Origin of the sequence: Trabulsiella odontotermitis, from assembly GCF_001188485.1 — a bacterium.
Classification (GTDB): domain Bacteria; phylum Pseudomonadota; class Gammaproteobacteria; order Enterobacterales; family Enterobacteriaceae; genus Trabulsiella; species Trabulsiella odontotermitis_A.
In genome coordinates this window covers 1-24895 of the sequence record NZ_JNGH01000060.1, presented here as the reverse complement: position 1 = coordinate 24895, position 24895 = coordinate 1, and the positions used below count along the sequence as shown (strand labels likewise).

Below are 24895 nucleotides of genomic sequence, written 5' to 3'. Positions count from 1 at the left end.
GCCTTATGACCATCGCCGCACCACGTTTTTATACTGCCTCGTTAACGCTGCTGGCAGGGGTGATCCTCAGCGCCTGTACCAGCAAAGCGCCGGTACTGAAGGAAGGTGAGAAGGCCGTTGATGTCGCGGCGGTGGTGCGGCAGAAAATGCCTGCCAGCGTTAAGAACCGCGAGGCATGGGCGCAGAACATGGCGAAAACGTTCGAAAGCCAGAAGCTGGCACCCACGGTGGAAAACGTCTGCTCAGTGCTGGCGGTCGCGCAGCAGGAGTCTAACTATCAGGCCGATCCCACCGTACCGGGGCTGAACAATATCGCCTGGAAAGAGATAGACCGGCGTGCGGCACGCCTGCACATTCCTGCCGTGCTGGTGCATACCGCGCTGAAAATAACGTCCCCCAACGGCAAAAGCTACAGCGAGCGGCTGGACAACGTGAAAACGGAAAAGCAGCTCAGCGAGATTTTTGACGACTTCATCAACATGGTGCCGATGGGGCAAACGCTGTTTGGCTCGCTGAACCCGGTGCATACCGGCGGCCCGATGCAGGTCAGCATTGCGTTTGCTGAGGCACATACCGATGGATATCCGTGGAAAATGACGGGAACGGTGCGGCAGGAGGTCTTTTCCCTGCGCGGCGGTCTCTGGTTTGGTACGTACCATCTGCTGAATTACCCGGCGAACTACAGCGTGCCGCTGTACCGTTTTGCCGATTTCAATGCTGGCTGGTACGCCAGCCGCAACGCCGCTTTCCAGAACGCGGTGAGCAAAGCGACTGGCGTGAAGCTGGCGCTTGATGGCGATCTCATCCGCTATGACAGCGATGAACCCGGAACGACGGAAATGGCGGTTCGCAAGCTGGCGTCACGTCTGTCGTTAAGCCACAGCGACATCCACCGTCAGTTACAGAAAGGCGACAGCCTGGCATTTGAAAAGACAACGGTTTACGAAGGGGTATTCAGAATAGCAGAGGCAAAAACCGGAAAAGTCCTGCCGAAGGAAGTCTTGCCGGGAATTCAGCTTGAGAGCCCGAAGATCACGCGTAACTTAACCACAGCATGGTTTGCGAAACGCGTGGACGATCGTCGGGCCCGTTGTATGGCGCAGAATTAATGATACTGGCGCCAGCGCAGGAACAGGGCAATGACGCCAAACAGCGCACAGCCCGTCAGGAACGGCACTAAACCAAACAGCGTGCCGACCGCCAGGCCCATTTCCACGCGCGGACGACCGGTGTCCTGCATTTGCATAAGATGTTCGTATACACCCGGCGCATGTACCAGCATATTGAGGAGCTGAGCACCTGCCCAAAAGCAAAGCAATACGAACAGCGCGTAGGCGATATTGCCTGGCGCGGAAGATTCCCTTTTTTGCCCACTGATAATGGGCTTCGACATGGTGAAATCAGTCATAAACGCCTCCCGGACATACGGTGCTGGATTCCTGTCCAGTGAATATGACTTAAGTGTGACAGCGGTTGTCGTTTGTCAATATCAGATTTATGGTAATTTCAGCTCAGGATTCGTCTGAGTTGAAGGAATTTTGTCGGCGATCACAAATGCGTCAATATAAGCCAAAATGATAACCTTTTCAGATTTGTCGCGGGGTCCGCAGACGTTTTGAGCGGAATATGTGATGATACGTTTTTCTTATCCGGAGCGACCATGAACCTGCCTGTAAAAATTCGCCGTGACTGGCACTATTATGCCTTTGCGATTGGCCTGATCTTTATTCTTAACGGTGTTGTCGGGCTGCTCGGATTTGAAGCGAAGGGCTGGCAGACGTACGCGGTCGGTCTGGTGACCTGGGTCGTTAGCTTCTGGCTGGCCGGGTTGATTATTCGCCGTCGTCCGGACGAAGAAACCCCGGCAGAGTGACTCGCCAGGCAGCGACGCTGCCGCCTGGCGGCGATGCGGTTACATCGACGTTTTCAGCGCGCTGTCTGCCTGATGTCGCTCCAGCGCCAGTTCAATCAGCCGGGTAATCAGCGACGTGTAATCCAGTCCGCTGGCCTGCCATAACTTCGGGTACATGCTGATATTGGTAAAGCCGGGCAGGGTATTGATCTCGTTGATGATCACGTCGTTGTCCGCCGTCAGGAACACATCGACGCGCGCCATGCCGCTGCAGCCCAGCGTCTGATACGCTTTTACTGCGATATCGCGGATCTTGTCGTTCACGTCCGGGGCGATCGCCGCCGGGATCACCACTTTCGCGCCGTTATCATCAATGTACTTGGTGTCGTAGGCGTAAAACTCGCTATTGAGGACGATCTCGCCACAGGTGCTGGCCTGCGGGAAGTCATTGCCTAAAACCGCACATTCGATTTCACGGCCTTTAATGCCCTGTTCTACCACCACTTTATGGTCAAATTCAAAAGCCAGTGCGACAGCCTGATGATATTGCGCTTCGCTGGTCACTTTGCTGACGCCAACGGAGGAGCCCTGATTCGCCGGTTTCACAAACAGTGGCAACCCGAGCTGCGCTTCAACATCCGCAAAGCGAATACGTTCTCGGTTGGCGCGAGTCAGCGTAATGAATGGCGCGATGGCGAGCCCCGCGTCGCGCAGCAGGCGCTTGGTGACGTCTTTATCCATGCAGGCGGCAGAGCCGAGCACGTCGGAACCCACGTAAGGCAGATTCGCCATCCGCAGCATGCCCTGTAGCGAACCGTCTTCCCCCAGCGTGCCGTGAACAATCGGGAAAATCACATCAATGGCGGGCAGCGGCTGTCCGTTATCCGCGTCAATCAGCTGTTGCGCGGCTTTCCCGGGAATCTGCGCCAGCGTAACGTCGGAAGGGCGCAGCGCAATGTGTGCCGGATCCTGGGCGTTTAACAGATAGTTGCTGGCATCGTTAATATGCCACTGGCCTTGCTTGTCGATCCCGAGCAGGGTCACGTCAAACTTTGTTTTATCAATTGCTTCGACGATGTTTTTCGCCGACTGCAACGACACTTCGTGTTCTGCTGATTTACCACCAAAAACAATGCCTACCCGCAACTTTGCCATTTCAACATTCATCCGCTAAAAAAACCAAAGCACATACGATACCACGTCAATTTCGGTGCATCTGCCATAATCTTTAAGGCATTCATTTCACGGTGTGGCGCTGAGAATAACGCGCTGTGAAAGAAGAAAATAAACGTGATAAAGTTCACAAAATTATGTGGAGGAAAAATAAAAACCTGAATTCATCCGCAACGCATCTAACGCAATACTTCCATATCAGTGTATTGCTAAGCTGGCTAATCAATTCATAAGGTGAAGAAAAACGTGTAGTTATGGAATCGTGGAAGGTTAACCTCATTTCAGTCTGGTTTGGGTGTTTCTTTACCGGGCTGGCTATTAGCCAAATCTTACCGTTTCTTCCCCTGTATGTGTCCCAACTGGGCGTCACGTCTCACGAAGCCCTGTCGATGTGGTCCGGGTTAACTTTCAGCGTCACGTTTCTGGTTTCCGCTATTGTGTCTCCGATGTGGGGCAGCCTTGCAGATCGTAAAGGCCGTAAGCTTATGCTGCTGCGCGCGTCGCTCGGCATGGCGATTGCGATCCTGCTGCAGGCATTTGCCACCAACGTCTGGCAGTTGTTTATCCTGCGCGCGGTCATGGGGCTGACTTCCGGGTACATTCCGAATGCGATGGCACTCGTCGCCTCTCAGGTGCCGCGCGAGCGCAGCGGCTGGGCGCTCAGCACGTTGTCGACGGCGCAAATCAGTGGCGTGATCGGCGGCCCGCTACTGGGCGGGTTTCTGGCAGACCACGTTGGCCTGCGCGCAGTCTTTTTCATTACGGCGATCCTGCTGACGATCAGTTTTCTGGTGACGCTGTTCCTCATCAAAGAGGGGGCGCGTCCGTCGATTAGCAAAGCGGATCGCCTGAGCGGAAAGGCCGTCTTCGCCACGTTGCCGTACCCGGGGCTGGTGATTTGCCTGTTCGTTACGACGATGGTCATACAGTTGTGTAATGGGTCGATTGGCCCGATTCTGGCGTTGTTTATCAAATCCATGGCGCCCGACAGCAATAACATCGCGTTCCTGAGCGGGATGATCGCCGCCGTGCCGGGAATTTCAGCGCTGATATCCGCACCCCGGTTGGGTAAACTCGGCGACCGCATCGGCACTGGCCGCATTCTGCTCGCCACGCTGTGCTGCGCCGTCGTGATGTTTTTTGCCATGTCGTTTGTCACCTCGCCGTTTCAGCTCGGGGTTCTGCGTTTCCTGTTAGGTTTCGCTGATGGCGCCATGTTGCCGGCGGTGCAAACGTTGTTGCTTAAATATTCCAGCGATCAGGTGACGGGGCGTATATTTGGATATAACCAGTCGTTTATGTATCTGGGGAATGTCGCCGGTCCGTTGATGGGGGCGTCGGTATCCGCCATGGCGGGTTTCCGTTGGGTATTTATCGCCACTGCGATTGTGGTGCTGATCAATTTATTTCCGCTGCGTTTTGCGCTGCGTCGCACTACGAAAAATAATATTTAGCCGGACGTAAACTATTTCCTTATAGTATCAACGGATAAAATTCAAAGACGGCGTTTATTCGGCACCATAGAAACGTTTCGCTACCGCTTACGCCTGTAATTTTTCCTATTTCATGTAAAACATATGCGACTTTTACTAGGTGTATTCTGATAATAATGTTAACGTCGAATTCCTTCTGAAAAGGAAATAGCACCATGAAAAATCTCATAGCAGAGTTGTTGGTGAAGCTTGCAGAAAAAGAAGAAGAAGCGAAAGAGTTGACTGCACAAGTGGAGGCGCTGGAAATAGTCATGACCGCGCTGCTCCGACATATGGAAAAGAATCAGTTCGAGGCGCTGGTGACGGACGTTGAGTCCGCGCTCGATGCAGCAGAGCCGCGACCGAATGTCTCTGAACATGATACGGAAATCCTCCGGCAATATCTAAAGAAGCTGTTGCGGCATCCGCGTAGCTAACACGCCGCGCTGGCGTTGCGAATGCTGTCATAAGAATGTCATCTGGCTTTTATAAAGTCTCCCTGTTAATAAAAAAGTAGTAATTACATGGAGAAGATAAAAGTGAGATACAGCGTAATACTCATCGCATTATTACCTCTGCTTACCGCTCCGGTTATTGGTGCCGAAACCGCATCAACCACGGTGCTGGATAATCGTGCTGCGCAGGGGGATATCACTACGCCTGGCGGTGCCCGTCGTTTATCCGCCGATCAGGCCGACGCGATCCGCGCTTCAATTAATAGTGGCAAGGCAAAGAATATTATTCTGCTGATTGGCGACGGAATGGGCGATTCAGAAATTACCGCTGCCCGAAATTATGCCGAAGGGGCAGGTGGTTATTTTAAAGGGATTGATGCATTACCGCTGACCGGTCAATACACGCATTACGCGTTAGATAAGAAAACCGGTAAACCGGATTACGTCACGGATTCCGCAGCCTCAGCAACGGCGTGGAGCACTGGGGTGAAAACCTATAACGGTGCGCTGGGTGTCGATATTCACGCAAAAGATCACACCACTATTCTGGAAATGGCAAAAGCTGCCGGGCTGAAAACGGGGAATGTCTCCACAGCGGAATTACAGGATGCCACGCCTGCCGCGCTGGTTTCCCATGTCACGTCGCGTAAATGCTACGGCCCGAGCGTGACCAGCGAAAAATGCCCGACCAACGCGCTGGAAAAAGGCGGAAAAGGCTCGATTACCGAACAACTGCTGAATGCGCGCGCTGACGTCACCCTCGGCGGCGGCGCGAAAACCTTCTCTGAAACGGCGACCGCAGGCGAATGGCAGGGTAAAACTCTGCGCGAGCAGGCGCAGGCGCGTGGCTACCAGTTAGTCAGCGATGCCAGTTCGCTGGCGGCCATCACCGAAGCCAGCCAGGATAAACCGCTGCTCGGTCTGTTCTCTGACGGCAACATGCCGGTGCGCTGGGAAGGGCCGAAGGCCTCTTATCATGGCAATCTCGATAAACCGGCCGTAACCTGTACGCCTAACCCGCAGCGTGGCGCGAGCATGCCGACGCTGGCGCAAATGACCGGGAAGGCCATTTCTCTGCTCAGCAATGGCGACAAAGGTTTCTTCCTGCAGGTTGAAGGCGCGTCCATTGATAAGCAGGACCACGCGGCAAATCCGTGTGGTCAGATTGGCGAAACGGTGGATCTGGACGAAGCGGTTCAGAAGGCGCTGGAATTTGCTAAAAAAGACGGCAACACGCTGGTTATCGTCACCGCTGACCATGCGCATGCCAGCCAGATTATCCCGCCAGAAACCAAAGCCCCTGGCCTGACGCAGGCGCTGAACACCAAAGACGGCGCGGTGATGGCCATCAGCTACGGCAACTCGGAAGAAGAGTCGATGGAGCACACCGGCACGCAGTTGCGCATCGCCGCCTACGGCCCGCATGCGGCGAATGTCGTTGGCTTAACTGATCAGACCGATCTCTTCTACACCATGAAAGACGCGCTTGCGCTGAAATAACCGTGAACCCGGCAGCGAAAACAGACTGCCGGGTGGTTTTTTTGCCGTAACCAACCAGACTTACAGGGAATAACCCGCAGAAGGATGGTGTGATGAAAATAACATTACTGGTGACGCTGCTCTTTGGCATGGTGGTGATGACAACGGTGAATGCGGCGGAGAAAACCTTAACGCCGCAGCAGCAGAGAATGACCACCTGCAATCAGCAGGCGACCGCAAAGGCGCTGAAAGGCGATGCGCGGAAAACCTATATGAGTGACTGCCTGAAAAACGGCTCGTCGGCCTCTAATGAGAAAAGCCTGACGCCGCAGCAGCAGAAAATGCGTGAATGCAACTCGCAGGCAACGCAGCAGTCACTCAAAGGGGACGATCGCAGTAAATTTATGAGTGCCTGCCNNTACCGCGTCGGGTGAACGGTTTTGCGTGTCACCCGACGCGACTCCCACCTTACGATTTGCTCAGCTGTTCCGATTTTTCCATGCACTTCGTCATCGCTTCAATCACTGCCGCGCGGAATCCTCGCTCTTCCAGCACGCGTACGGCCTCAATGGTCGTCCCGGCAGGGGAGCACACCATATCTTTTAATTCGCCAGGGTGTTTACCGGTTTCCAGCACCATTTTGGCGGAACCCATCACCGCCTGCGCGGCAAATTTGTAGGCCTGCGCGCGGGGCATTCCACCGAGCACGGCGGCGTCGGCCATCGCTTCGATAAACATAAACATAGGCTGGAGCAGAGCCGCTGACGCCAACCACCGGGTGGATCATCGGCTCGGCAATCACTTCCGCTTCGCCGAAGCAGCGGAAAATATTCACCACATCGGCGGTATCTTCCGGCGTGACCAGCGCGTTTGGCGTTACGGAGGTCATGCCCGCTTTTACCAGCGAGGGGGTATTTGGCATGGCGCGGACGATTTTACGATCGTGGCCCAGCGCGCGCGCCAGTTGCTCAAGCGTCACGCCTGCGGCGATGGAGACAACCAGGGAGTCTTTGTTCAGGCTGGAGGCGATTTCACTCAGCACTTTGACCATAATGCCCGGTTTGACGGCGCCAAAGACGATGTCCGCAATCTGCGCCACTTCCTGAGCGCTTTGCGCGGCGTTGACGCCGAACTCATCGTGCAGGGCGGCAACCTTATCTGGCGATGGCCCCCAGCCGATAAAACCGATCTTCTTCTCCATCACGTTCTCCCTCAGCTCGTTTTATAGCGATATAGCTTAACATCTTGTGACTATCTCTGGCGGGAAAAGCACGAGATAATAGCCTGTTGTCAGGATCTACAGGAGTCATAATGGCCATTTGGGTTGATGCGGACGCATGTCCGAACGTTATCAAAGACGTGCTTTATCGTGCGGCCGACCGGGCGCAAATTGCGCTTACGCTGGTGGCGAATCAGAATTTGCGGGTGCCGCCGTCGCGTTTCATCCGCACGCTGCGCGTCGCTGCCGGGTTTGACGTCGCAGATAATGAGATTGTGCGGCTGTGCCAGCCCGGCGATCTGGTGATCACCGCCGATATTCCGCTGGCGGCGGAAGTGCTGGCAAAAGGCGGCGTGGCGCTGAATCCGCGCGGTGAGCGTTACAGCGAGGCGACGATCCGCGAACGGTTGACGATGCGCGATTTTATGGACACACTTCGCGCCAGCGGCATTCAGACCGGCGGCCCGGATAGCCTGTCGCAGCGAGATCGGCAGCAGTTTGCCTCCGAGCTGGAAAAGTGGTTGCTAAGCGTTAAGCGCCAGCAAGGGTAATCGCTTCCAGCCAGAGGACTTGTCAAAAGACAACGCTTTAATGTAATGTTGCCGAAACATAAATTGACCTAAAATGTTTACACTTTCACGAACGTAAACTGCTGGAATAGAGCTTATTAGTGAAGGTGTTAACGTTGAAATGTAATATTTATTTTACACTCAGGCATGTACGCGTTTAATGGTGCCCTTTTCTTTGAACGACCATCCCGCGCTTTGCGGTACCAGGGGGATCCCCAGGTTATGACACAACCTATATTTCTGATCGGCGCCCGCGGTTGCGGAAAAACGACCGTTGGTGAGGCGCTGACCCGCGCCTGTGGCTTTGCTTTTATCGACACCGACCAGGCATTACAGGCGAAGGCGCAGCGATCAATCGCCGAGATTGTTGAAGATGAGGGCTGGTCTGCTTTTCGCGCGCGTGAAACGGCGACGCTGCAATCGGTCACGCAACCCGCAACGGTGATTGCCACCGGCGGCGGCATTATCCTTTCCCCGATTAACTGCGATTTTATGCGCAATAATGGCGTGGTTATCTATCTGAACGCGCCGGTTTCCGTGCTGGCTGAACGGCTGGAAGCCTTTCCGGAAGAAGCTCAGCGTCCTACTCTGACCGGTAAGCCCATCAGCGAAGAGGTGCATGAGGTACTGGCGCAGCGCGACGCGCTTTATCGCCAGACCGCACATCACGTTGTGGATGCCAGTGGTTCTCCGGAGCAGGTGGTGCGTGAAATCCTGACCGCGTTACAGGTCGCCCACGCCAGCTAATCTCCCTTCCTGCAGCCCCGCTTTGCCGGGGCCACATCGCTTTGATTTCCTTTCATATCCTTTTTTTGTTTGCCGGGATTTATCATAAGTGAGCAAAAACTGCGCCATTTATGTCTTTCCTGCGGTCCGAAATACGCCCGATCGGCGATGAATCACACTTTTCACTAATCGAAAGTGTTAATGAGAGGTTAAGCTCAAGATATTTCAGGTGAGTTTTGGAATCATTTGGAATCTTTACATTTCGAAGGCCAGTGGAGATGCTACGCTTCTGAACGGTTGGTTTTTCACCCTATAAGGGCGTTTATCTGTCGTAAGCCTGTATCAAAGTAGTGGTGAGACTGTGTTCTGCCAGGGCGGTGCGCAGTCTGAAAGAAAGGTACATAACATGAGTGCAAACCTGGCGATTCTTACTATTGGTGTCGTGCCGGTTAATGAGGCATTACCCTATCTGACCGAGAATATCAGGGAAGACCAAATCACTCATATCAGCCTGCTGGGCAAAATGACCCGTGAAGAGGTCATTGAGGACTATGCCGCCGAACCTGGCGAAGAGATGATCGTGACGTTACTGAATGACAACGAAAGAGCCTACGTGTCGAAAGCAAAGGTAGAACGCGATCTTCAGGCCGTCATCGAAGTTCTTGATCAGCAGCATTATGATGTGATTCTGTTTATGAGTACTGCACCAATTACCGGTCTTATCGCGCGTAACGCGATCCTGCTGGAGCCGTTGCGGATTATTCCACCGCTGGTGGCGTCGATCGTCGACGGTCATCATGTCGGGGTGCTCGTTCCATTGAAAGAGCTGATCCCGAAACCCCCGCCACAATTTGCGCTGGCGGATCCGATGCAGCATACCGATGCGCAACTCGTTGACGCAGGACGAGAATTAATTGAAAAAGGTGCGGACGTATTGATGCTGGACTGTCTCGGTTATAGTCAAAAACATCGCGATCTCCTGCAAAAGGTGTTGGATGTCCCGGTGCTGTTGTCAAATATCCTGGTGGCGCGACTGGCGGCGGAACTGCTGGTGTAAGGCCTGTTTTTTTTGCGTGACAGTGATTGATGCTGACCCCTATATTGAAAGCTTAACTCAAGCGATAAGGGCCAGTTTATGCTTCAAAGTAATGAATACTTTTCCGGTAAAGTGAAGTCTATTGGGTTTACCAGCAGCAGTACGGGCAAAGCCAGCGTGGGTGTGATGGCGGAAGGGGAGTACACCTTCGGAACCGCAGAGCCGGAAGAGATGACGGTGGTGAGCGGTGCGCTGCGCGTTTTGTTGCCTGGGGAAACCGAATGGAAAACCTATGAAGCCGGAGCCGTATTCCATGTGCCTGGCCACAGTGAGTTTTATCTGCAGGTCGCCGAGCCGACCTCGTATCTTTGCCGTTATCTGAAATAAAAAATCCCGGCCTTGCGCCGGGACGTTTCTTAGCGCTGGGCTTCGCCGCCCAGACCTTCCACCAGATTCTGAATCAACGCGGCCAGTTCGCCGGTCATCAGAATGAAATCCGCATCAAAGCGCTGGGCGTAATCTTCACGGTCGATGTCATCGTTCTGATCGCGCAGTTCATCGCTGAACTTCAGGCGTTTCAGCGAACCATCGTCGCACAGCACAAACTGGATGCGCTGCTGCCAGTCAAGCGCCAGTTTAGTGACCACTTTCCCGGCTTCGATATGCACGGCGATTTCGTCGCTGACCAGATCCTGTTTCTTCGCGCGGATCACGCCGCCATCTTCCAGCATCGCTTTCAGTTCGGCTTCGTCCAGCAACTGGAACCCTTGCGCAACTGTACCGGAACGGACCCATTCGGTCAGCGTCAGTTCGATCGGGTTTTCCAGCGACAGCGGTACCACCGGCAATGAGCCAAGCGTTTTACGCAGCAGGGCGAGGGTGTCTTCGGCTTTTTTCGCGCTGGCGCAGTCGACCATGATCAGCCCGTTGACGGTATCAATCCACATCATCGTCTGGCTGAAGCGGCTGAAGGCACGCGGCAGCAACGAGTGGAGCACTTCGTCTTTCAGGGAGTCTTTTTCGGTTTTCTTCAGTTTGCGGCTCTGCTCAGCTTCCAGCTTCTGAATTTTGGCTTCCAGCGCCTGTTTGATCACCGGCGAAGGGAGAATTTTTTCCTCTTTGCGCGCGCAGATGACAATCTGACCGTTCGCTGTGTGCGTCAGCGAGTCACTGTTGTGTGAACCCATCGGCGGCACCCAGCCGGTTTTTGCCATATCCTGGCTACCGCAGGGGGTGAACGCCAGTCCGGCTAACTGTTTCTCCATCTCTTCAGCACGCAGCGTGATGTCGCGGCTGAGACGGTAAACCATTACATTTTTGAACCACAGCATGTTAATTTCCACGGCGTTGTCATTAAAACCAGCGGGCATGATAGCGAATTGTCGCTACGCTTGCATTGTTAATCCGGATCGGGGGATCGTTCTGTGCGAATTGGAATTGATTTAGGCGGCACTAAAACCGAAGTGGTGGCGCTCAGCGACCAGGGGGAGCAGCTTTTTCGTCATCGCCTGCCGACGCCGCGTGATGACTATCACCAGACCATCGAAACCATTGCCACGCTGGTGGCGATGGCGGAAAAAGAGACCGGCCAGCAGGGCTCCGTCGGGATGGGCATTCCCGGCTCTATTTCGCCCTACACCGGGGTGGTGAAAAATGCCAACTCCACCTGGCTGAACGGCAAACCGTTCGATAAAGATTTGAGCCAGCGTCTTAATCGCGAAGTACGTCTGGCGAACGATGCCAACTGCCTGGCGGTGTCGGAAGCCATTGACGGCGCGGCGGCCGGGGCGCAAACAGTATTTGCGGTGATTATTGGCACCGGCTGCGGTGCGGGCGTGGCGATCGGCGGTCGTTCGCATATCGGCGGTAACGGCACCGCGGGCGAGTGGGGGCACAACCCGCTACCGTGGATGGACGACGATGAGCTGCGCTACCGCGCAGAAGTGCCGTGCTATTGCGGCAAACAAGGCTGTATTGAAACGTTTATTTCCGGTACCGGGTTTGCCACTGATTATCAACGCATTAGCGGTCAGACGCTGAAGGGAAGCGAAATCATGCGGCTGGTGGAGGCGCAGGATCCGGTCGCGGAACTGGCACTCAGCCGCTACGAACTGCGGCTGGCAAAATCGCTGGCGCATGTGGTGAACATCCTCGACCCGGACGTGATTGTCCTCGGCGGTGGCATGAGCAATGTCGATCGTTTGTACAAAACGGTGCCCGGTCTGGTGAAAAACTGGGTGTTTGGCGGCGAGTGTGAAACGCCGATCCGCAAGGCCGTGCATGGCGATTCCAGCGGCGTGCGCGGCGCTGCCTGGCTGTGGCCGCTGTAATCGAACAGCATCCTCTCCCGAAAGGGAGAGGAAAACTCATTCCACGGCGAAGGATTTATCCAGTCGGCTGTAACCCAGTCCGTTAATTTTTCGCACTTTGATCTGCACCGGAATGCGCTCTTTCATCGCCTCAACGTGGCTGATGACGCCGATGATTTTGCCGCTGGCATTCAGCGCATCCAGCGCATCCAGCGCGGTGTCGAGCGTTTCACTATCCAGTGTGCCGAAGCCTTCGTCAAGAAACAGCGAATCGATCCGCGTTTTGTGACTGACCAGATCGGAAAGCGCCAGCGCCAGCGCGAGGCTGACAAGGAAGCTCTCTCCGCCGGATAGCGTGCGGGTATCGCGCACCGCGTCGGCCTGCCAGGTATCGACCACTTCCAGCNNTCCCCCCCAGCCACACCAGATTATCGAGCGTCAGCCCCTGGGCGAATTTGCGGAACTTATCCCCCTCTTTTGAGCCGATCAGCGCATTGAGATAACTCCAGTCTTCCACCTGCTGCGCGGCCAGCGTGATTTTTTCCATCAGCGCCTGTTGATGCCGCCGGTTGTCGGCATCCTGTTTCAGTTGCTGGCGAATTTCACCCTGTTGCGAGGTGTTTTCACGCAGTTGCTGCGCCAGTTGCTGAAGCTGCTGCTGGAGTGCGTCGGGCGGCTGCGTGATATCCAGCGCGGCGGGCGGTGTTTGCTGATGCTGCTGTAACGCCGTTTGTGCCTGCTCAGCCAGCGTCTGCCCCTGCTGTATTGCTTTCTCCAGCCGTTCTTTTAGCTGTTCCAGCGTCTGGCGGGTGCTTTCATCGAGCAGCGCGGCCTGAAATGCGTCTTGATCGGCAAACGGGCTGGCGGCCAGCGCGTCGGTAAACTGTTTCCCGAACGCCGTCAGTCGTTCATTTTCCCGCGCTTCCTGCTGCTGATGCGTTTGCCACTGGCTGTGCAACGACACGCAGTCATGATGCACCTGCTGCCAGCCATCGAGCGGCGCGGGTTCCAGCGTCTCGTCGGTGGCGGGTTTCGGCAGCGTTTGCAAAAGTGGCTCCAGCGCCCCACGCTGTTGCTGGAGCGTCTGCTGTTCTGTTTGCCGGGCTTGCCACTGACGGGCATCTTCACTGCGTGCCGCCAGCCAGCGGTCTTCTTCACCGTCGGCGGGGAGCGTCAGGTTAAAGGTGCTGAGCGCGTCGCCGAGCGTCTGTAAACGCGCCTCGCGTTCTTGTGTCAGCGTGTTGAGTTCCTGCTGTATATCATTAATTTGATTTTGCAGGCTGAGCCGCTGGCTCGACTGCCACAGCTGCTGTTCGTAATCGTCCTGCTGTTGCAGCCAGGTGGCGATATCGTCCGCGGGTGACAGCGCGATCTGCAGTTCGCCCGTGACCTGCTCCTGCTGGCGCAGGGTGTTCGCTTCCTGCGTGTCGTTATGCGTCTGTTTCTGCAATGCCTCCAGCTGACCGCGCAGCGTCGCACCTTCCTCTTTCAACTGATTGACCTCGCGTTCCAGCGCGTCGCGGCGAGCCTGATTGACGCCGGGAACGAGAGCCTGATATTCCGCCACCGCCGGGTGTGCCGTTGACCCGCAAAGCGGACAGGGCAGACCGGCCTGCAGACGCGCGCGTTCTGCTTCCAGTTTAACGATGGTCGCTTCCTGTTCACACAGGGTGCGCACGTCGACGTACTGCTGATACTTCTCTTTATAGTGCTGACGGCGCTGTTGCAGCAGGGTTTCCATCTGCGCCTGCTCGTCCTGCCGCGCGTTTAGTACTTTCTGCAATTGTTGCAGACGCAGCTGTAGCGGTAAAAACTGGCTGTGCAGCGTAGCGAGCTGCTGCCGCTGCGGTCGCAGAGCGCCATGCTGTGCGAGAGACTGTGCCAGCGCGTCGGCATCCAGCGCCAGCGCGGACACCGGCAGCGTCTGCAGTTTTTGCTGCTGCTCACGCTGCTTTTGCCGGAGCGTGGCGAGCTGTGCGGTGTCTCGCGCAAGCTGCGCGAAGGTGGCCTGCCAGCCACTCAGCGCGTTGCCCAACTGGCGAAAATGCTCGTGCTGCCCGAGCCAGTCGGTCACGCGTTTTTCCTGTTCGTGCAGGGCGCTATGCTGCTGTTCAGCGCTGCGGGCGATCCGGTCGCGCAGGCGCAGCGAGGCACCCGTGGCGGTTTGTTCCTGTAAGCGCGTCCATAGCGGGCGTAACTGTTCGGCGGGCTGCGCGCGGGTCAGGGTGTCCAGTTGAGGCTGCGCCGCAGCCAGTGCCTGTTGTGCGTCACTTAAACGGGTCAGGCTGAGCTGTTGTTGGGTTTCCAGCTCCTGCCGACGCGTCAGCCACTGCAACTGCGTTTGCAACTGCGCCTGGGCGGTCAGCGTCTGCTGTTCTTCCGTAGTAAGCGCCTGCAAACGTTGCTGCAGCGCCTGCTGTTGTTCATCGCTGAGCATTTGCACGCCGGACGCCTGCGCCTGCCATTTCTCCAGTTCGGTGCGGGCGTTTTTGTGCTTTTCAAACACCATCGCCGAAATCTGCCCGTAGATTTCCGTGCCGGTCAGTTCTTCGAGCAGCTCTGCGCGCTCCTTGGGTTTCGCATTGAGAAAGGCGGCGAACTGCCCCTGCGACAGTAACATCGAGCGGGTGAAGCGGCCGTAATCCAGCCCGGTCAGCGATGCGGTCAGATCCAGCTTATCCTTGACTTTATCGGCCAGAATTTTGCCATCGGCGATGCGCGCCAGCTCCACGCGCGGCGCCTGTAAATTGCCGTCCGGCTGGTTGCGGGCGCGATTCTGACTCCAGAAGGCACGGTAGTGGGTGCCTTTGACTTCAAATTCCACCTCCGCCAGACACTCGGCGGTATCGCGGGTCATCAGATCGTTTTGCGATTGCGAAACCGTATTCAGGCGCGGCGTCTCGTGGTACAGCGCCAGACAGATGGCGTCCAGCAGCGTGGTTTTCCCTGCGCCGGTCGGGCCGGTAATGGCAAACAGACCGTTGCTGGCAAACGGCTCAGCGGTGAAGTCGATTTTCCATTCGCCTTTCAGCGAATTGATGTTTTTTAACCGCAGGCTGAGGATTTTCATGCGTTTTCCTCCCCGGACAGGCTGTGCAGGGTCTCATCGAACAACTGCCGCAATCGCGCCTGCTGATCCGCCTCCATCGTTTCCAGCGCCAGGCGACGGGCAAACACCTCTTCAACGTGTAGTTCGCTCAGGGATTCACGCTTTTCACTGGCGATAATGCGTTCCCGCTGTTCGCGGCTGCGGCGGATGAGCAGCACTTCCACCGGCAAATCTTCGGTGAGGGTCTGAATTTTGCGCTGTAAATCATGCAGATATTCGTCGCTGTTGATTTCGATATCCAGCCAGACCGGCTCCGTCTCAGAACGGTCGCGCCATTCGGCAAGCTGAGCGCTGATGCTGGCAAAATCGCCTTTAATGACCGCCAGCGGCTGCGTGACCGGCACGTCCAGCGTCTCGATCTGCGCCAGTTTGCCGTTGCTGAAACTTACCAGGTGAACGCTTTTATTTTTGCCGGTTTCGTCAAAACTGAGGGCAATCGGTGAGCCGCAGTAGCGGATGTGCTCGTAGCCGCCGATCTGCTGCGCGCGGTGGATATGGCCGAGGGCGATGTAATCCGCAGCAGGGAAATGCTGTGCCGGGAAGGCGTCGAGGGTGCCGATGTAAATGTCGCGCACCGCATCGCTTTTGCTGGCGCCGACGGTGGTGAGATGGCCGCTGGCGATAATCGGCAGGAGACGATCGCCGCGCAGCGCCACGGCCTGCTCATGCTGTTGCTGATAGTAATCGGTAATGGCGGCCAGCAGCAGCTGCTGTTTTTCGCTGCCGGAATGCCCGGCCTGGCTGAGGACAATATCGCGTGGGCGCAGAAAAGGCACCGGGCAAAAAATCGCCCCGACCGTGCCGTCACGACGCTTCAGTTCAAAGGGGGCGCTGCCCGCACTGGCGACAACCGTGGTATTCAGAAAAGCGAGAATATCGCGTGATTCATTTAGCGTGGCGACGGAGTCGTGGTTCCCGGCAAGTACGATCAGATGACAGCCGGTGTGCTGGAGCTTCACCACAAAGCGGTTATAGAGTTCACGCGCATAGCTGGGCGGTGAGCCGGTATCAAAAATATCGCCCGCCACCACGATCGCATCGACCTCTTTTTCTTCTGCGGTCCGGAGCAGCCAGTCAAGAAAGGCGTCGTGTTCGGCGGCACGGCTCTTGCTGTAAAAGTTCTGGCCAAGGTGCCAGTCCGAGGTGTGGATGATGCGCATAGCGGGTCCGTAGCAGAAAAGCGTAACGCCGATTATAAACACGCAAGGCGTGCAGGGTCGATGGGTGTCATAAACGCCTTGAAGGACTATCATAAGACGGTCATCTTTTCATAAATCTGTCATAAATCTGACGCATAATGGCGCCGCACTCTAAAATTGCTACTAAAAAATACAGGGTAAATAATGGCGAGACGAATTCTGGTCGTTGAAGATGAAGCACCTATCCGCGAGATGGTGTGCTTCGTGCTGGAGCAAAATGGCTTTCAGCCGGTTGAGGCCGAGGATTATGACAGTGCAGTGAATCAACTCAACGAACCCTGGCCTGATTTGATTCTGCTCGACTGGATGTTGCCGGGGGGCTCGGGGCTTCAGTTCATCAAACATATGAAACGCGAAGCGATGACGCGTGAAATTCCCGTTGTCATGCTCACGGCGCGTGGCGAAGAAGAAGATCGTGTGCGCGGGCTGGAAACCGGCGCGGATGATTACATTACCAAACCCTTTTCTCCAAAAGAGCTGGTGGCCCGTATTAAGGCCGTGATGCGCCGTATTTCACCGATGGCGGTGGAAGAGGTGATTGAAATGCAGGGGCTGAGTCTCGACCCGACTTCGCATCGCGTCATGACCGGCGAAAATCCGCTCGACATGGGGCCTACCGAATTTAAGCTTTTGCACTTCTTTATGACGCATCCGGAACGGGTTTACAGTCGCGAACAACTGTTGAATCATGTCTGGGGCACCAATGTGTATGTCGAAGACCGGACGGTCGACGTTCACATTCGTCGTTTACGTAAGGCGCTGGAACATAGCGGTCACGATCGTATGGTTCAAACCGTTCGCGGTACGGGCTATCGTTTTTCCGCTCGTTTCTAAAAATTTGACAGGAGTAGACCCGTGCTGGAACGGCTGTCATGGAGAAGGCTGGCGCTTGAGCTGATCTTATGTTGTATCCCGGCGTTCATCCTGGGGGCTATTTTTGGTTATCTGCCGTGGTTTTTACTGGCGGCGGTGACCGGGCTGTTAATCTGGCATTTCTGGAATTTACTGCGTCTTTCCTGGTGGTTATGGGTCGATCGCAGCATGACGCCGCCACCCGGGCTCGGCAGCTGGGAGCCCCTGTTATACGGTCTGCATCAGATGCAGATGCGTAATAAAAAACGGCGGCGCGAGCTGGGAAGCCTGATCAAACGCTTTCGCAGCGGTGCCGAATCGCTGCCGGATGCGGTGATCCTCACCACCGAAGAGGGCACCATTTTCTGGTGTAACGGTCTGGCGCAACAGGTACTGGGTCTGCGCTGGCCCGACGACAGCGGGCAGAACATTCTTAACCTGCTCCGTTATCCCGAATTCGCGCAGTATCTTAAACACCGCGATTTCTCAAAGCCGCTGAATCTGGTGCTGAATACCGGGCGACATCTGGAAATCCGCGTGATGCCTTACAGCGATCATCAGTGGCTGATGGTGGCGCGCGACGTCACGCAAATGCACCAGCTGGAAGGCGCACGGCGTAACTTCTTCGCTAACGTCAGCCATGAATTACGCACGCCGCTGACGGTACTGCAGGGATATCTTGAGATGATGCAGGAGCAAACCCTGGAAGGCGCGCTGCGTGATAAAGCTCTGCATACTATGCGCGAGCAGACTTACCGAATGGAAGGGCTGGTGAAACAGCTACTGACCTTATCGAAGATTGAGGCCGCGCCGAAAATGGCCTTGAATGACTGCATCGACGTACCGATGATGCTGCGCGTTGTGGAGCGGGAAGCGCAAACCCTCAGCCAGCAGAAGCATATTCTTCATTTCGACGTGGATGATTCCCTGAAAGTGATGGGCAATGAAGAGCAGTTGCGCAGCGCTATTTCGAACCTGGTGTACAACGCGATCAACCACACCCCTGCCGGGACGGAAGTGACCGTGCGCTGGGAGCGGGTGATGCACGGCGCGCAGTTCAGCGTGGAAGATAACGGCCCGGGGATCGCGTCGGAGCATATTCCGCGCCTGACCGAGCGTTTCTACCGTGTGGATAAAGCACGTTCACGGCAAACGGGCGGCAGCGGTCTGGGGCTGGCGATTGTGAAGCATGCGATAAGCCATCACGACAGCCGTCTGGATATTGAAAGCACCGTCGGAAAAGGCACCCGTTTTAGCTTTGTCCTGCCGGAACGTTTGATTGCCAAAAAAGCCGGTTAATCACGTCGTTGTCAGCTTTTCTTTCCGGGACCAGCGCAGGCTGGTCCTTTTTATTTGCAGCTGATCGTTAGTCTGATGGATTAATGCGCGTCTGATGTTTTTTTGTTCGCATGATTAGCCATAGGTTTTTTGTCTGACTGGCTTAAAATTCCATGTCTGAAATTACTATCAGCATAATCATCTGGTTTTGCGATCCCTTCTTGCTTTAAAACGTTATAAGCGTTTAAATTGCGCCCTTGCAGACTTTTACGCACTGCATTCGCGCGGTAATTCGAAAAACAATTCTTCGCTGCGTGGATTCGGGAGAATATCCCGCTGAGTTACTCAATCATTGCCGCGGTATTATCCCATCGGGAAAAACGCGAACGGTTTCATTTTTACAACACCACATCCACAGGCAGTCAGACACTATGACCCATCAGTTAAAATCTCGCGACATCATCGCCCTGGGCTTTATGACCTTTGCGTTGTTTGTTGGCGCTGGCAATATTATTTTCCCTCCTATGGTTGGTTTGCAGGCTGGCGAACACGTCTGGACGGCGGCATTTGGTTTTTTGATTACGGCTGTGGGTCTACCGGTTCTGACGGTGGTGGCGCTGGCGAAAGTCGGCGGTGGTGTGGACAGCCTCAGTACGCCGATCGGTAAAGTAGCAGGCATCCTGCTGGCGACCGTCTGTTATCTGGCCGTCGGGCCGCTGTTTGCCACGCCGCGTACGGCGACGGTGTCCTTTGAAGTGGGGATTGCTCCGCTGACCGGTGACGGCGCGATGCCGCTGTTCATCTACAGTCTGGTCTATTTCGCGCTGGTGATCCTTGTGTCGCTTTACCCGGGCAAGCTGCTGGATACCGTCGGTAACTTCCTGGCGCCGCTGAAAATCATCGCGCTGCTGATCCTCTCCATTGCTGCTATCGTCTGGCCCGCCGGGCCGATCAGCCATGCGCTGGAAGCCTACCAGACCGCACCGTTCTCCAATGGTTTTGTGAACGGCTATCTGACGATGGATACGCTTGGGGCGATGGTCTTCGGCATTGTTATTGTTAACGCCGCGCGTTCCCGTGGCGTGACGGAAGCGCGTTTGCTGACCCGCTACACCATCTGGGCCGGTCTGATGGCCGGTGTGGGCCTGACGCTGCTCTACCTGGCGCTGTTCCGCCTCGGCTCTGACAGTTCACTGCTGGTTGAGCAGTCCGCTAACGGCGCGGCCATTCTGCACGCGTACGTTCAGCACACCTTCGGTGGCGCAGGAAGCTTCCTGTTAGCGGCGCTGATTTTCATCGCCTGTATGGTGACGGCGGTAGGCCTGACCTGCGCCTGCGCGGAGTTTTTCTCGCAGTATCTGCCGTTCTCCTACCGCACGCTGGTGCTGGTGCTGGGCGTTTTCTCAATGGCCGTGTCTAACCTGGGTCTGAGCCATTTGATTCAGATTTCCATTCCGGTACTGACCGCCATCTATCCGCCGTGTATTGCGCTGGTGGTTCTGAGCTTCACCCGCAACTGGTGGCACAGCACCACCCGTGTGATTGCGCCGCCGATGTTTATCAGCCTGATTTTTGGTATCCTTGACGGCGTTAAGGCATCCGCCTTTGCGGATATGCTGCCGGGCTGGACCGCGCGTCTGCCGCTGGCAGAGCAGGGGCTTGCCTGGTTGATGCCAACGATGGTGATGGTGATACTGGCTGTTATCTGGGATCGCACGGCGGGCCGCCAGGTAACGTCGAACGCCCACTAATCCGGCGCAGACAGGGTTATTTAACCACGGGGTGTGACACTCCGTGGTTTTTGTTTTTGAACATTTGGCATTTTTGGCAGTGGAGTCGATGGAAAGTACAAATAAGCTAAAACGCGGGCTAAGCACGCGCCACATCCGCTTTATGGCGCTCGGGTCCGCGATTGGTACGGGGCTTTTTTATGGTTCGGCTGACGCCATTAAAATGGCCGGTCCGAGCGTACTGCTGGCGTATATCATTGGCGGTGTCGCCGCTTACATCATTATGCGTGCGCTGGGCGAAATGTCCGTGCATAACCCTTCTGCCAGCTCCTTTTCGCGCTATGCGCAGGAAAACCTCGGCCCGCTCGCGGGCTACATCACCGGCTGGACCTACTGTTTCGAAATCCTGATTGTAGCGATCGCGGACGTCACAGCCTTCGGCATTTATATGGGCGTCTGGTTCCCGGCGGTGCCGCACTGGATCTGGGTGCTGAGCGTGGTGCTGATCATCTGCGCCATTAACCTGATGAGCGTGAAGGTATTCGGCGAACTGGAGTTCTGGTTCTCCTTCTTCAAAGTCGCCACCATTATCATCATGATCGTCGCCGGTTTCGGCATCATTATCGGGTATTGGCAACGGCGGCCAACCGACCGGGATCCACAACCTCTGGAGCAACGGTGGCTTCTTTAGCAACGGCTGGCTCGGGATGGTGATGTCTTTGCAGATGGTGATGTTCGCCTACGGCGGGATTGAAATTATCGGTATCACCGCTGGTGAAGCGAAAGATCCCGAGAAGTCGATTCCGCGCGCCATCAACTCGGTGCCGATGCGCATCCTGGTCTTTTATGTCGGCACGCTGTTTGTGATCATGTCGATTTATCCGTGGAACCAGGTGGGCACCAACGGCAGTCCGTTTGTGCTGACTTTCCAGCATATGGGCATTACGTTTGCCGCCAGCATTCTTAACTTTGTGGTGCTCACCGCCTCGCTCTCTGCCATCAACAGCGATGTGTTTGGCGTGGGCCGCATGCTGCATGGCATGGCGGAGCAGGGCAGCGCCCCGAAAGTCTTTGCAAAAACCTCGCGCCGCGGCATTCCGTGGGTAACGGTAATGGTGATGACCATCGCGCTGCTGTTTGCGGTGTACCTCAATTACATCATGCCGGAAAACGTGTTCCTGGTGATTGCTTCGCTGGCGACCTTCGCCACCGTCTGGGTGTGGATCATGATCCTGCTGTCGCAAATCGCGTTCCGTCGTCGTCTGCCGCCGGAAGAGGTGAAAGCGCTGAAATTCAAAGTGCCGGGCGGTGTCGTCACCACGGTAATTGGTCTTGTGTTCCTGGTGTTTATTATCGCGCTGATTGGCTATCACCCGGATACGCGTATCTCGCTGTATGTGGGCGTTGCGTGGATTATCCTGCTGCTGATTGGCTGGGGCATCAAGTCTCGCCGCCAGCGCCAGTTAGCTGAAAATAACTGATTTTTATCGCCCCTTTCCCAAACCGGAACGGGGCGATTTTCTCCTCCCCCAAACTCCTCCCCCAATAAACCGCGTCATGATGAGTTATCCTTTTCACTGCTATGGCATGGTGGAAGCATTTTGTAATGAGGGGATCTGACGATGTTGAAGGCCTGGCATCTTCCTGTTGCGCCGTTTGTGAAAGCGCGCCAGGACCGGCTGTCGATTACGCTGTGGTTGCGTGGTGACAATCTTCCGACGCGAATTACGCTCCGCGCGGAGCAGGATAATGAAGAACTGACGCTGCCGATGCATCGCCTGCGCCGTTCGCCACACGATGGCGTGGTGGCCTGGCGCGGGGATATCGATCTCACACAGGGGCAGCCCCGTCGCCGCTACAGTTTTAAGCTGTTGTGGGATAACCGCCAGCTCTGGTTTTCGCCGCAGGGCTTCAGCCGTTTTCCACCTGCAAAGCTGGAGCAGTTTGCCATCGATCTCCCCGATCACGGCCCGCAGTGGGTCGCAGACCAGGTCTTTTATCAAATCTTCCCCGATCGTTTTGCCCGCAGCCAGTCACGCAAGCCCGCACAGGATCAGCGCTATTATCACCATGCCGCCGGGCGCGACATTGAACTGCGCGACTGGAACGAACCGCTCACCGACGAGGGTGCCGGATCGACGTTTTATGGCGGCGATCTCGACGGCATCAGCGAAAAGCTGCTTTACCTGAAAACGCTTGGCGTCACGGCGCTCTATCTGAACCCGGTATTCACCGCGCCGAGCGTACATAAATACGATACGGAAGATTATCGCCACGTTGACCCGCAGTTTGGTGGCGATGAGGCGCTGCTGCGCTTACGGCACAACACGCGGCAGGAAGGGATGCGGCTGATCCTCGACGGCGTTTTTAACCACAGCGGCGATTCGCACCCGTGGTTTGAACTGGCTGGGCTATTCGAGCCTGCCGAAACTGGATTATGCCTCGCCGACGCTGGTGGAGGAGATCTACCGTGGTGAAGACAGCATCGTTCGCCACTGGCTGAGGGAACCGTGGCAGATGGACGGCTGGCGTCTTGACGTGGTGCATATGCTGGGCGAATCCGGCGGCGCGGAAAACAACCTCAAACACGTCGTTGGGGCCCCCCCCGCCAGTGGCTACAGACCGACGCGGAAGACGCGGCGATGAATTACCGCGGCTTTACCTATCCGCTGTGGGGATTCCTCGCCAATACCGATATCTCCTACGATCCGCAGCACATGGACGCCCAGACCTGCATGGCGTGGATGGAAAACTATCGCGCCGGATTATCTCACCAGCAACAACTGCGGATGTTCAATCAGCTCGACAGCCACGACACGGCGCGTTTTAAATCGTTGCTGGGTAAAGACGTGGCGCGACTGCCATTGGCGGTGGTCTGGCTGTTTGCCTGGCCGGGCGTTCCCTGCATTTACTATGGTGACGAAGTGGGGCTGGACGGCAATAACGATCCGTTCTGCCGCANGACAAACGCCAGCAGGACGATCAGCTTCTGGCGCTTTATCAGCGGATGGCGAAACTGCGTAAAAGCAGCAAATCGCTGCGCTATGGTGGCTGCCACGTGGTGTATGCGGAGGACAACGTGGTGGTATTCCTGCGCGTCTGGCAGCAGCAACGCATGCTGGTGGCAATCAACCGCGGTGATGCCTGCGAAGTGGTGCTGGAGAAAACGCCGCTGATGGCGGTGAATGCGTGGCACAACCGCGAAGGCAAGGGCATCATTCATGACAATATCCTGACGCTACCGCCCATTTCCGCCACGGTGTGGTCGGGACGTTAAAACGCTGCCGCAGGACAGATCTTTTTTCTGATTTTCATCGCGCCTCGCTGGCAAATACGTACAAATGAGCGATTTTGTGCCACTGTAAAGGGATTGCTCACAGTGAAGGTGAACACATGGATGAACTTCTTTTCCTTGGCAGCGTCATTCTGTTTTTTGCGCTGGTGGTGGTTCCGGCAATGGCCATTATCGCCATCCGGCGCAGCGGAGCCGTGCGGGATGAGTTGATGGCGCTGCGTCGTCGGGTTGAACAACTCGAGCAGCGGAAGCCTGAACTGGCACCGGTGGTGCAACCGACGCCAACCGTACAGGCCGCAACGGTACCGCGAGCGGCGCCGGAACCCGCTGTGGTTCGCGCGCCACCTCCTGCGGCTGAACCTAAACCGGAGTCTGCCTGGCTCCCGGCATTAAAACCACTGCCTGAGGGAAAACCGTCGGCGTTTGGCGGCATGGTCACCTCGCTGGTGCGCTGGTTTATGCAGGGGAATCCGCTGGCGAAACTGGGGATCATTCTGTTGTTCCTCGGCCTGTCTTTCCTGATCCGTTATTCCGTTGAGCACCAACTCCTCTCCCTCGAACTGCGGCTGACGTTTACGGCGCTGGCGGCGGTGGGGCTTCTCGCCTTTGGCTGGTTTTTGCGCCACAAACAGCGTGTTTATGCCCTGATATTGCAGGGCGGCGGCACCGGTGTGCTCTATCTGACGGTTTTTGGTGCGTTCCGGCTGTGGAATATGTTGCCTGTCTCGCTGGCGTTCGGGCTGCTGGTGCTGATTTGTGCCACCAGCGTTGGCCTGGCGATCCTGCAAAAGGCGCTCAGTCTGGCGATGCTGGCCAGCCTCGGCGGTTATCTGACGCCGCTTCTGCTCTCCTCAGGAAGTGGAAACTACGTGGCGCTGTTCTCATTTTATCTGCTGCTTTCAGTCGGGATTCTCGCCATTAGCGTGTGGCAACACTGGAGGGAGCTGAACCTGTTAGGGCTGCTGTTCACCTTTGGGATCGGCACTCTGTGGGGCATGCAATCGTATAAACCTGCGTTTTACCTCAACAGCCAGCTGTTTCTGATTGCCAATATTCTGCTGTTTGGCGTGCTGAGCGTTGTGCTGTCGTTGCGGGCGCAGAACCGCGGCCAGCGGGTGGTGGATGGTATTCTGCTTTTTGCC

At 56.0% G+C, this 24895-nt stretch carries 19 protein-coding genes and 4 pseudogenes; 17 read left to right on the top strand and 6 right to left on the bottom strand.

All coding sequences use genetic code 11. The annotated features are described in order from the left end of the window. Positions 1 to 5: 5 nt before the first annotated feature. Positions 6 to 1109, top strand: coding sequence for a DUF1615 domain-containing protein (locus GM30_RS04695; protein ID WP_049847692.1), 1104 nt, complete (start codon positions 6 to 8; stop codon positions 1107 to 1109). Here the strand turns inward: GM30_RS04695 and GM30_RS04690 are convergent. Further along, the gene (locus GM30_RS04690; RefSeq protein WP_049847691.1) at positions 1106 to 1408 is read right to left on the bottom strand and encodes a YaiY family protein; all 303 of its coding nucleotides are present in this window, start codon (positions 1406 to 1408) and stop codon (positions 1106 to 1108) included. The genes GM30_RS04695 and GM30_RS04690 overlap by 4 nt on opposite strands. 252 nt (positions 1409 to 1660) lie before the next feature. Between GM30_RS04690 and GM30_RS04685 the strand changes: the two genes are divergently transcribed. Continuing rightward, the gene (locus GM30_RS04685; protein ID WP_049847690.1) at positions 1661 to 1873 is read left to right on the top strand and encodes a DUF2754 domain-containing protein; all 213 of its coding nucleotides are present in this window, start codon (positions 1661 to 1663) and stop codon (positions 1871 to 1873) included. Between the two features lie 39 nt (positions 1874 to 1912). On the opposite strand, the gene ddlA is transcribed toward GM30_RS04685, so the two are convergent. Next, entirely contained in the window at positions 1913 to 3007 is a 1095-nt protein-coding gene (ddlA, locus tag GM30_RS04680) for a D-alanine--D-alanine ligase (RefSeq protein WP_049847689.1), read from the bottom strand. A gap of 272 nt (positions 3008 to 3279) precedes the next feature. Between ddlA and GM30_RS04675 the strand changes: the two genes are divergently transcribed. The 4 genes from GM30_RS04675 to psiF all read left to right on the top strand — a co-directional run bounded on the left by GM30_RS04675 (position 3280) and on the right by psiF (position 6865). Then, a complete protein-coding gene (locus GM30_RS04675) occupies positions 3280 to 4479 on the top strand; it encodes a multidrug efflux MFS transporter (RefSeq protein ID WP_049847688.1) in 1200 nt (399 codons plus the stop codon). Positions 4480 to 4673: 194 nt separating this feature from the next. Then, on the top strand, positions 4674 to 4934 hold the full coding sequence (iraP, locus tag GM30_RS04670) for an anti-adapter protein IraP (RefSeq protein WP_049847687.1): 261 nt from the start codon (positions 4674 to 4676) through the stop codon (positions 4932 to 4934). Positions 4935 to 5021: 87 nt separating this feature from the next. Continuing rightward, positions 5022 to 6452 carry an alkaline phosphatase gene (gene phoA / locus GM30_RS04665; RefSeq protein WP_049847686.1) on the top strand — a complete coding sequence of 477 codons (1431 nt, stop codon included), beginning with the start codon at positions 5022 to 5024 and terminating at the stop codon, positions 6450 to 6452. A 92-nt stretch (positions 6453 to 6544) separates the two neighbouring features. Beyond that, positions 6545 to 6865, top strand: coding sequence for a phosphate starvation-inducible protein PsiF (gene psiF, locus GM30_RS04660; RefSeq protein ID WP_049847685.1), 321 nt, complete (start codon positions 6545 to 6547; stop codon positions 6863 to 6865). Between the two features lie 34 nt (positions 6866 to 6899). Here the strand turns inward: psiF and proC are convergent. Then, positions 6900 to 7632, bottom strand: a pseudogene (proC, locus tag GM30_RS04655) (pyrroline-5-carboxylate reductase). A gap of 110 nt (positions 7633 to 7742) precedes the next feature. Here proC and GM30_RS04650 point away from each other — a divergent pair. The 4 genes from GM30_RS04650 to ppnP all read left to right on the top strand — a co-directional run bounded on the left by GM30_RS04650 (position 7743) and on the right by ppnP (position 10368). Beyond that, entirely contained in the window at positions 7743 to 8201 is a 459-nt protein-coding gene (locus GM30_RS04650) for a YaiI/YqxD family protein (protein WP_049847684.1), read from the top strand. Positions 8202 to 8441: 240 nt separating this feature from the next. Further along, entirely contained in the window at positions 8442 to 8966 is a 525-nt protein-coding gene (aroL, locus tag GM30_RS04645) for a shikimate kinase AroL (protein WP_049847683.1), read from the top strand. 385 nt (positions 8967 to 9351) lie between these two features. Further along, positions 9352 to 10002: an AroM family protein gene (locus tag GM30_RS04640; protein WP_049847682.1), complete on the top strand. Its 651-nt coding sequence runs from the start codon at positions 9352 to 9354 to the stop codon at positions 10000 to 10002. 78 nt (positions 10003 to 10080) lie between these two features. Further along, positions 10081 to 10368, top strand: a complete 288-nt coding sequence (ppnP, locus tag GM30_RS04635) for a pyrimidine/purine nucleoside phosphorylase (protein WP_049847681.1) — start codon at positions 10081 to 10083, stop codon at positions 10366 to 10368. 29 nt (positions 10369 to 10397) lie between these two features. Here ppnP and rdgC read toward each other — a convergent pair whose 3' ends face one another. After that, entirely contained in the window at positions 10398 to 11312 is a 915-nt protein-coding gene (gene rdgC, locus GM30_RS04630; RefSeq protein ID WP_049847729.1) for a recombination-associated protein RdgC, read from the bottom strand. 93 nt (positions 11313 to 11405) lie between these two features. Here rdgC and mak point away from each other — a divergent pair, with 93 nt between their 5' ends. Beyond that, positions 11406 to 12311, top strand: coding sequence for a fructokinase (gene mak, locus GM30_RS04625; protein ID WP_049847680.1), 906 nt, complete (start codon positions 11406 to 11408; stop codon positions 12309 to 12311). 36 nt (positions 12312 to 12347) lie between these two features. On the opposite strand, the pseudogene sbcC reads toward mak, so the two are convergent. Continuing rightward, positions 12348 to 15360 (bottom strand): annotated as a pseudogene (gene sbcC, locus GM30_RS04620) (exonuclease subunit SbcC). Beyond that, complete coding sequence (sbcD, locus tag GM30_RS04615) at positions 15357 to 16559, bottom strand: exonuclease subunit SbcD (RefSeq protein WP_049847679.1); 1203 nt, start codon at positions 16557 to 16559, stop codon at positions 15357 to 15359. The pseudogene sbcC and the gene sbcD overlap by 4 nt, the downstream one beginning before the upstream one ends. 183 nt (positions 16560 to 16742) lie before the next feature. On the opposite strand from sbcD, the gene phoB reads away from it, so the two are divergent. The 6 genes and pseudogenes from phoB to GM30_RS04585 form a co-directional block, all read left to right on the top strand. Then, on the top strand, positions 16743 to 17432 hold the full coding sequence (phoB, locus tag GM30_RS04610) for a phosphate response regulator transcription factor PhoB (RefSeq protein WP_049847678.1): 690 nt from the start codon (positions 16743 to 16745) through the stop codon (positions 17430 to 17432). A gap of 21 nt (positions 17433 to 17453) precedes the next feature. Continuing rightward, positions 17454 to 18749: a phosphate regulon sensor histidine kinase PhoR gene (gene phoR / locus GM30_RS04605; protein ID WP_049847677.1), complete on the top strand. Its 1296-nt coding sequence runs from the start codon at positions 17454 to 17456 to the stop codon at positions 18747 to 18749. A gap of 410 nt (positions 18750 to 19159) precedes the next feature. Next, on the top strand, positions 19160 to 20479 hold the full coding sequence (gene brnQ / locus GM30_RS04600; RefSeq protein ID WP_049847676.1) for a branched-chain amino acid transporter carrier protein BrnQ: 1320 nt from the start codon (positions 19160 to 19162) through the stop codon (positions 20477 to 20479). Positions 20480 to 20639: 160 nt separating this feature from the next. Then, a pseudogene (gene proY / locus GM30_RS04595) lies at positions 20640 to 21939 on the top strand (proline-specific permease ProY). Positions 21940 to 22080: 141 nt separating this feature from the next. Next, positions 22081 to 23735 (top strand): annotated as a pseudogene (locus GM30_RS04590) (alpha amylase N-terminal ig-like domain-containing protein). A gap of 116 nt (positions 23736 to 23851) precedes the next feature. Further along, positions 23852 to 24895 (top strand): DUF2339 domain-containing protein (locus tag GM30_RS04585; protein WP_155483923.1); only part of this gene is annotated, 1044 nt, incomplete at its 3' end.

Coding starts and splice junctions, on each gene's coding strand:
- sbcD (WP_049847679.1), bottom strand. CDS start 16,559: ATGCGCATCATCCACACCTCGGACTGGCACCTTGGCCAGAACTTTTAC.
- aroL (WP_049847683.1), top strand. CDS start 8,442: ATGACACAACCTATATTTCTGATCGGCGCCCGCGGTTGCGGAAAAACG.
- phoA (WP_049847686.1), top strand. CDS start 5,022: ATGGAGAAGATAAAAGTGAGATACAGCGTAATACTCATCGCATTATTA.
- GM30_RS04650 (WP_049847684.1), top strand. CDS start 7,743: ATGGCCATTTGGGTTGATGCGGACGCATGTCCGAACGTTATCAAAGAC.
- rdgC (WP_049847729.1), bottom strand. CDS start 11,312: ATGCTGTGGTTCAAAAATGTAATGGTTTACCGTCTCAGCCGCGACATC.
- ddlA (WP_049847689.1), bottom strand. CDS start 3,007: ATGGCAAAGTTGCGGGTAGGCATTGTTTTTGGTGGTAAATCAGCAGAA.
- phoB (WP_049847678.1), top strand. CDS start 16,743: ATGGCGAGACGAATTCTGGTCGTTGAAGATGAAGCACCTATCCGCGAG.
- iraP (WP_049847687.1), top strand. CDS start 4,674: ATGAAAAATCTCATAGCAGAGTTGTTGGTGAAGCTTGCAGAAAAAGAA.
- GM30_RS04675 (WP_049847688.1), top strand. CDS start 3,280: ATGGAATCGTGGAAGGTTAACCTCATTTCAGTCTGGTTTGGGTGTTTC.
- GM30_RS04695 (WP_049847692.1), top strand. CDS start 6: ATGACCATCGCCGCACCACGTTTTTATACTGCCTCGTTAACGCTGCTG.
- ppnP (WP_049847681.1), top strand. CDS start 10,081: ATGCTTCAAAGTAATGAATACTTTTCCGGTAAAGTGAAGTCTATTGGG.
- GM30_RS04640 (WP_049847682.1), top strand. CDS start 9,352: ATGAGTGCAAACCTGGCGATTCTTACTATTGGTGTCGTGCCGGTTAAT.
- GM30_RS04690 (WP_049847691.1), bottom strand. CDS start 1,408: ATGACTGATTTCACCATGTCGAAGCCCATTATCAGTGGGCAAAAAAGG.
- brnQ (WP_049847676.1), top strand. CDS start 19,160: ATGACCCATCAGTTAAAATCTCGCGACATCATCGCCCTGGGCTTTATG.
- GM30_RS04685 (WP_049847690.1), top strand. CDS start 1,661: ATGAACCTGCCTGTAAAAATTCGCCGTGACTGGCACTATTATGCCTTT.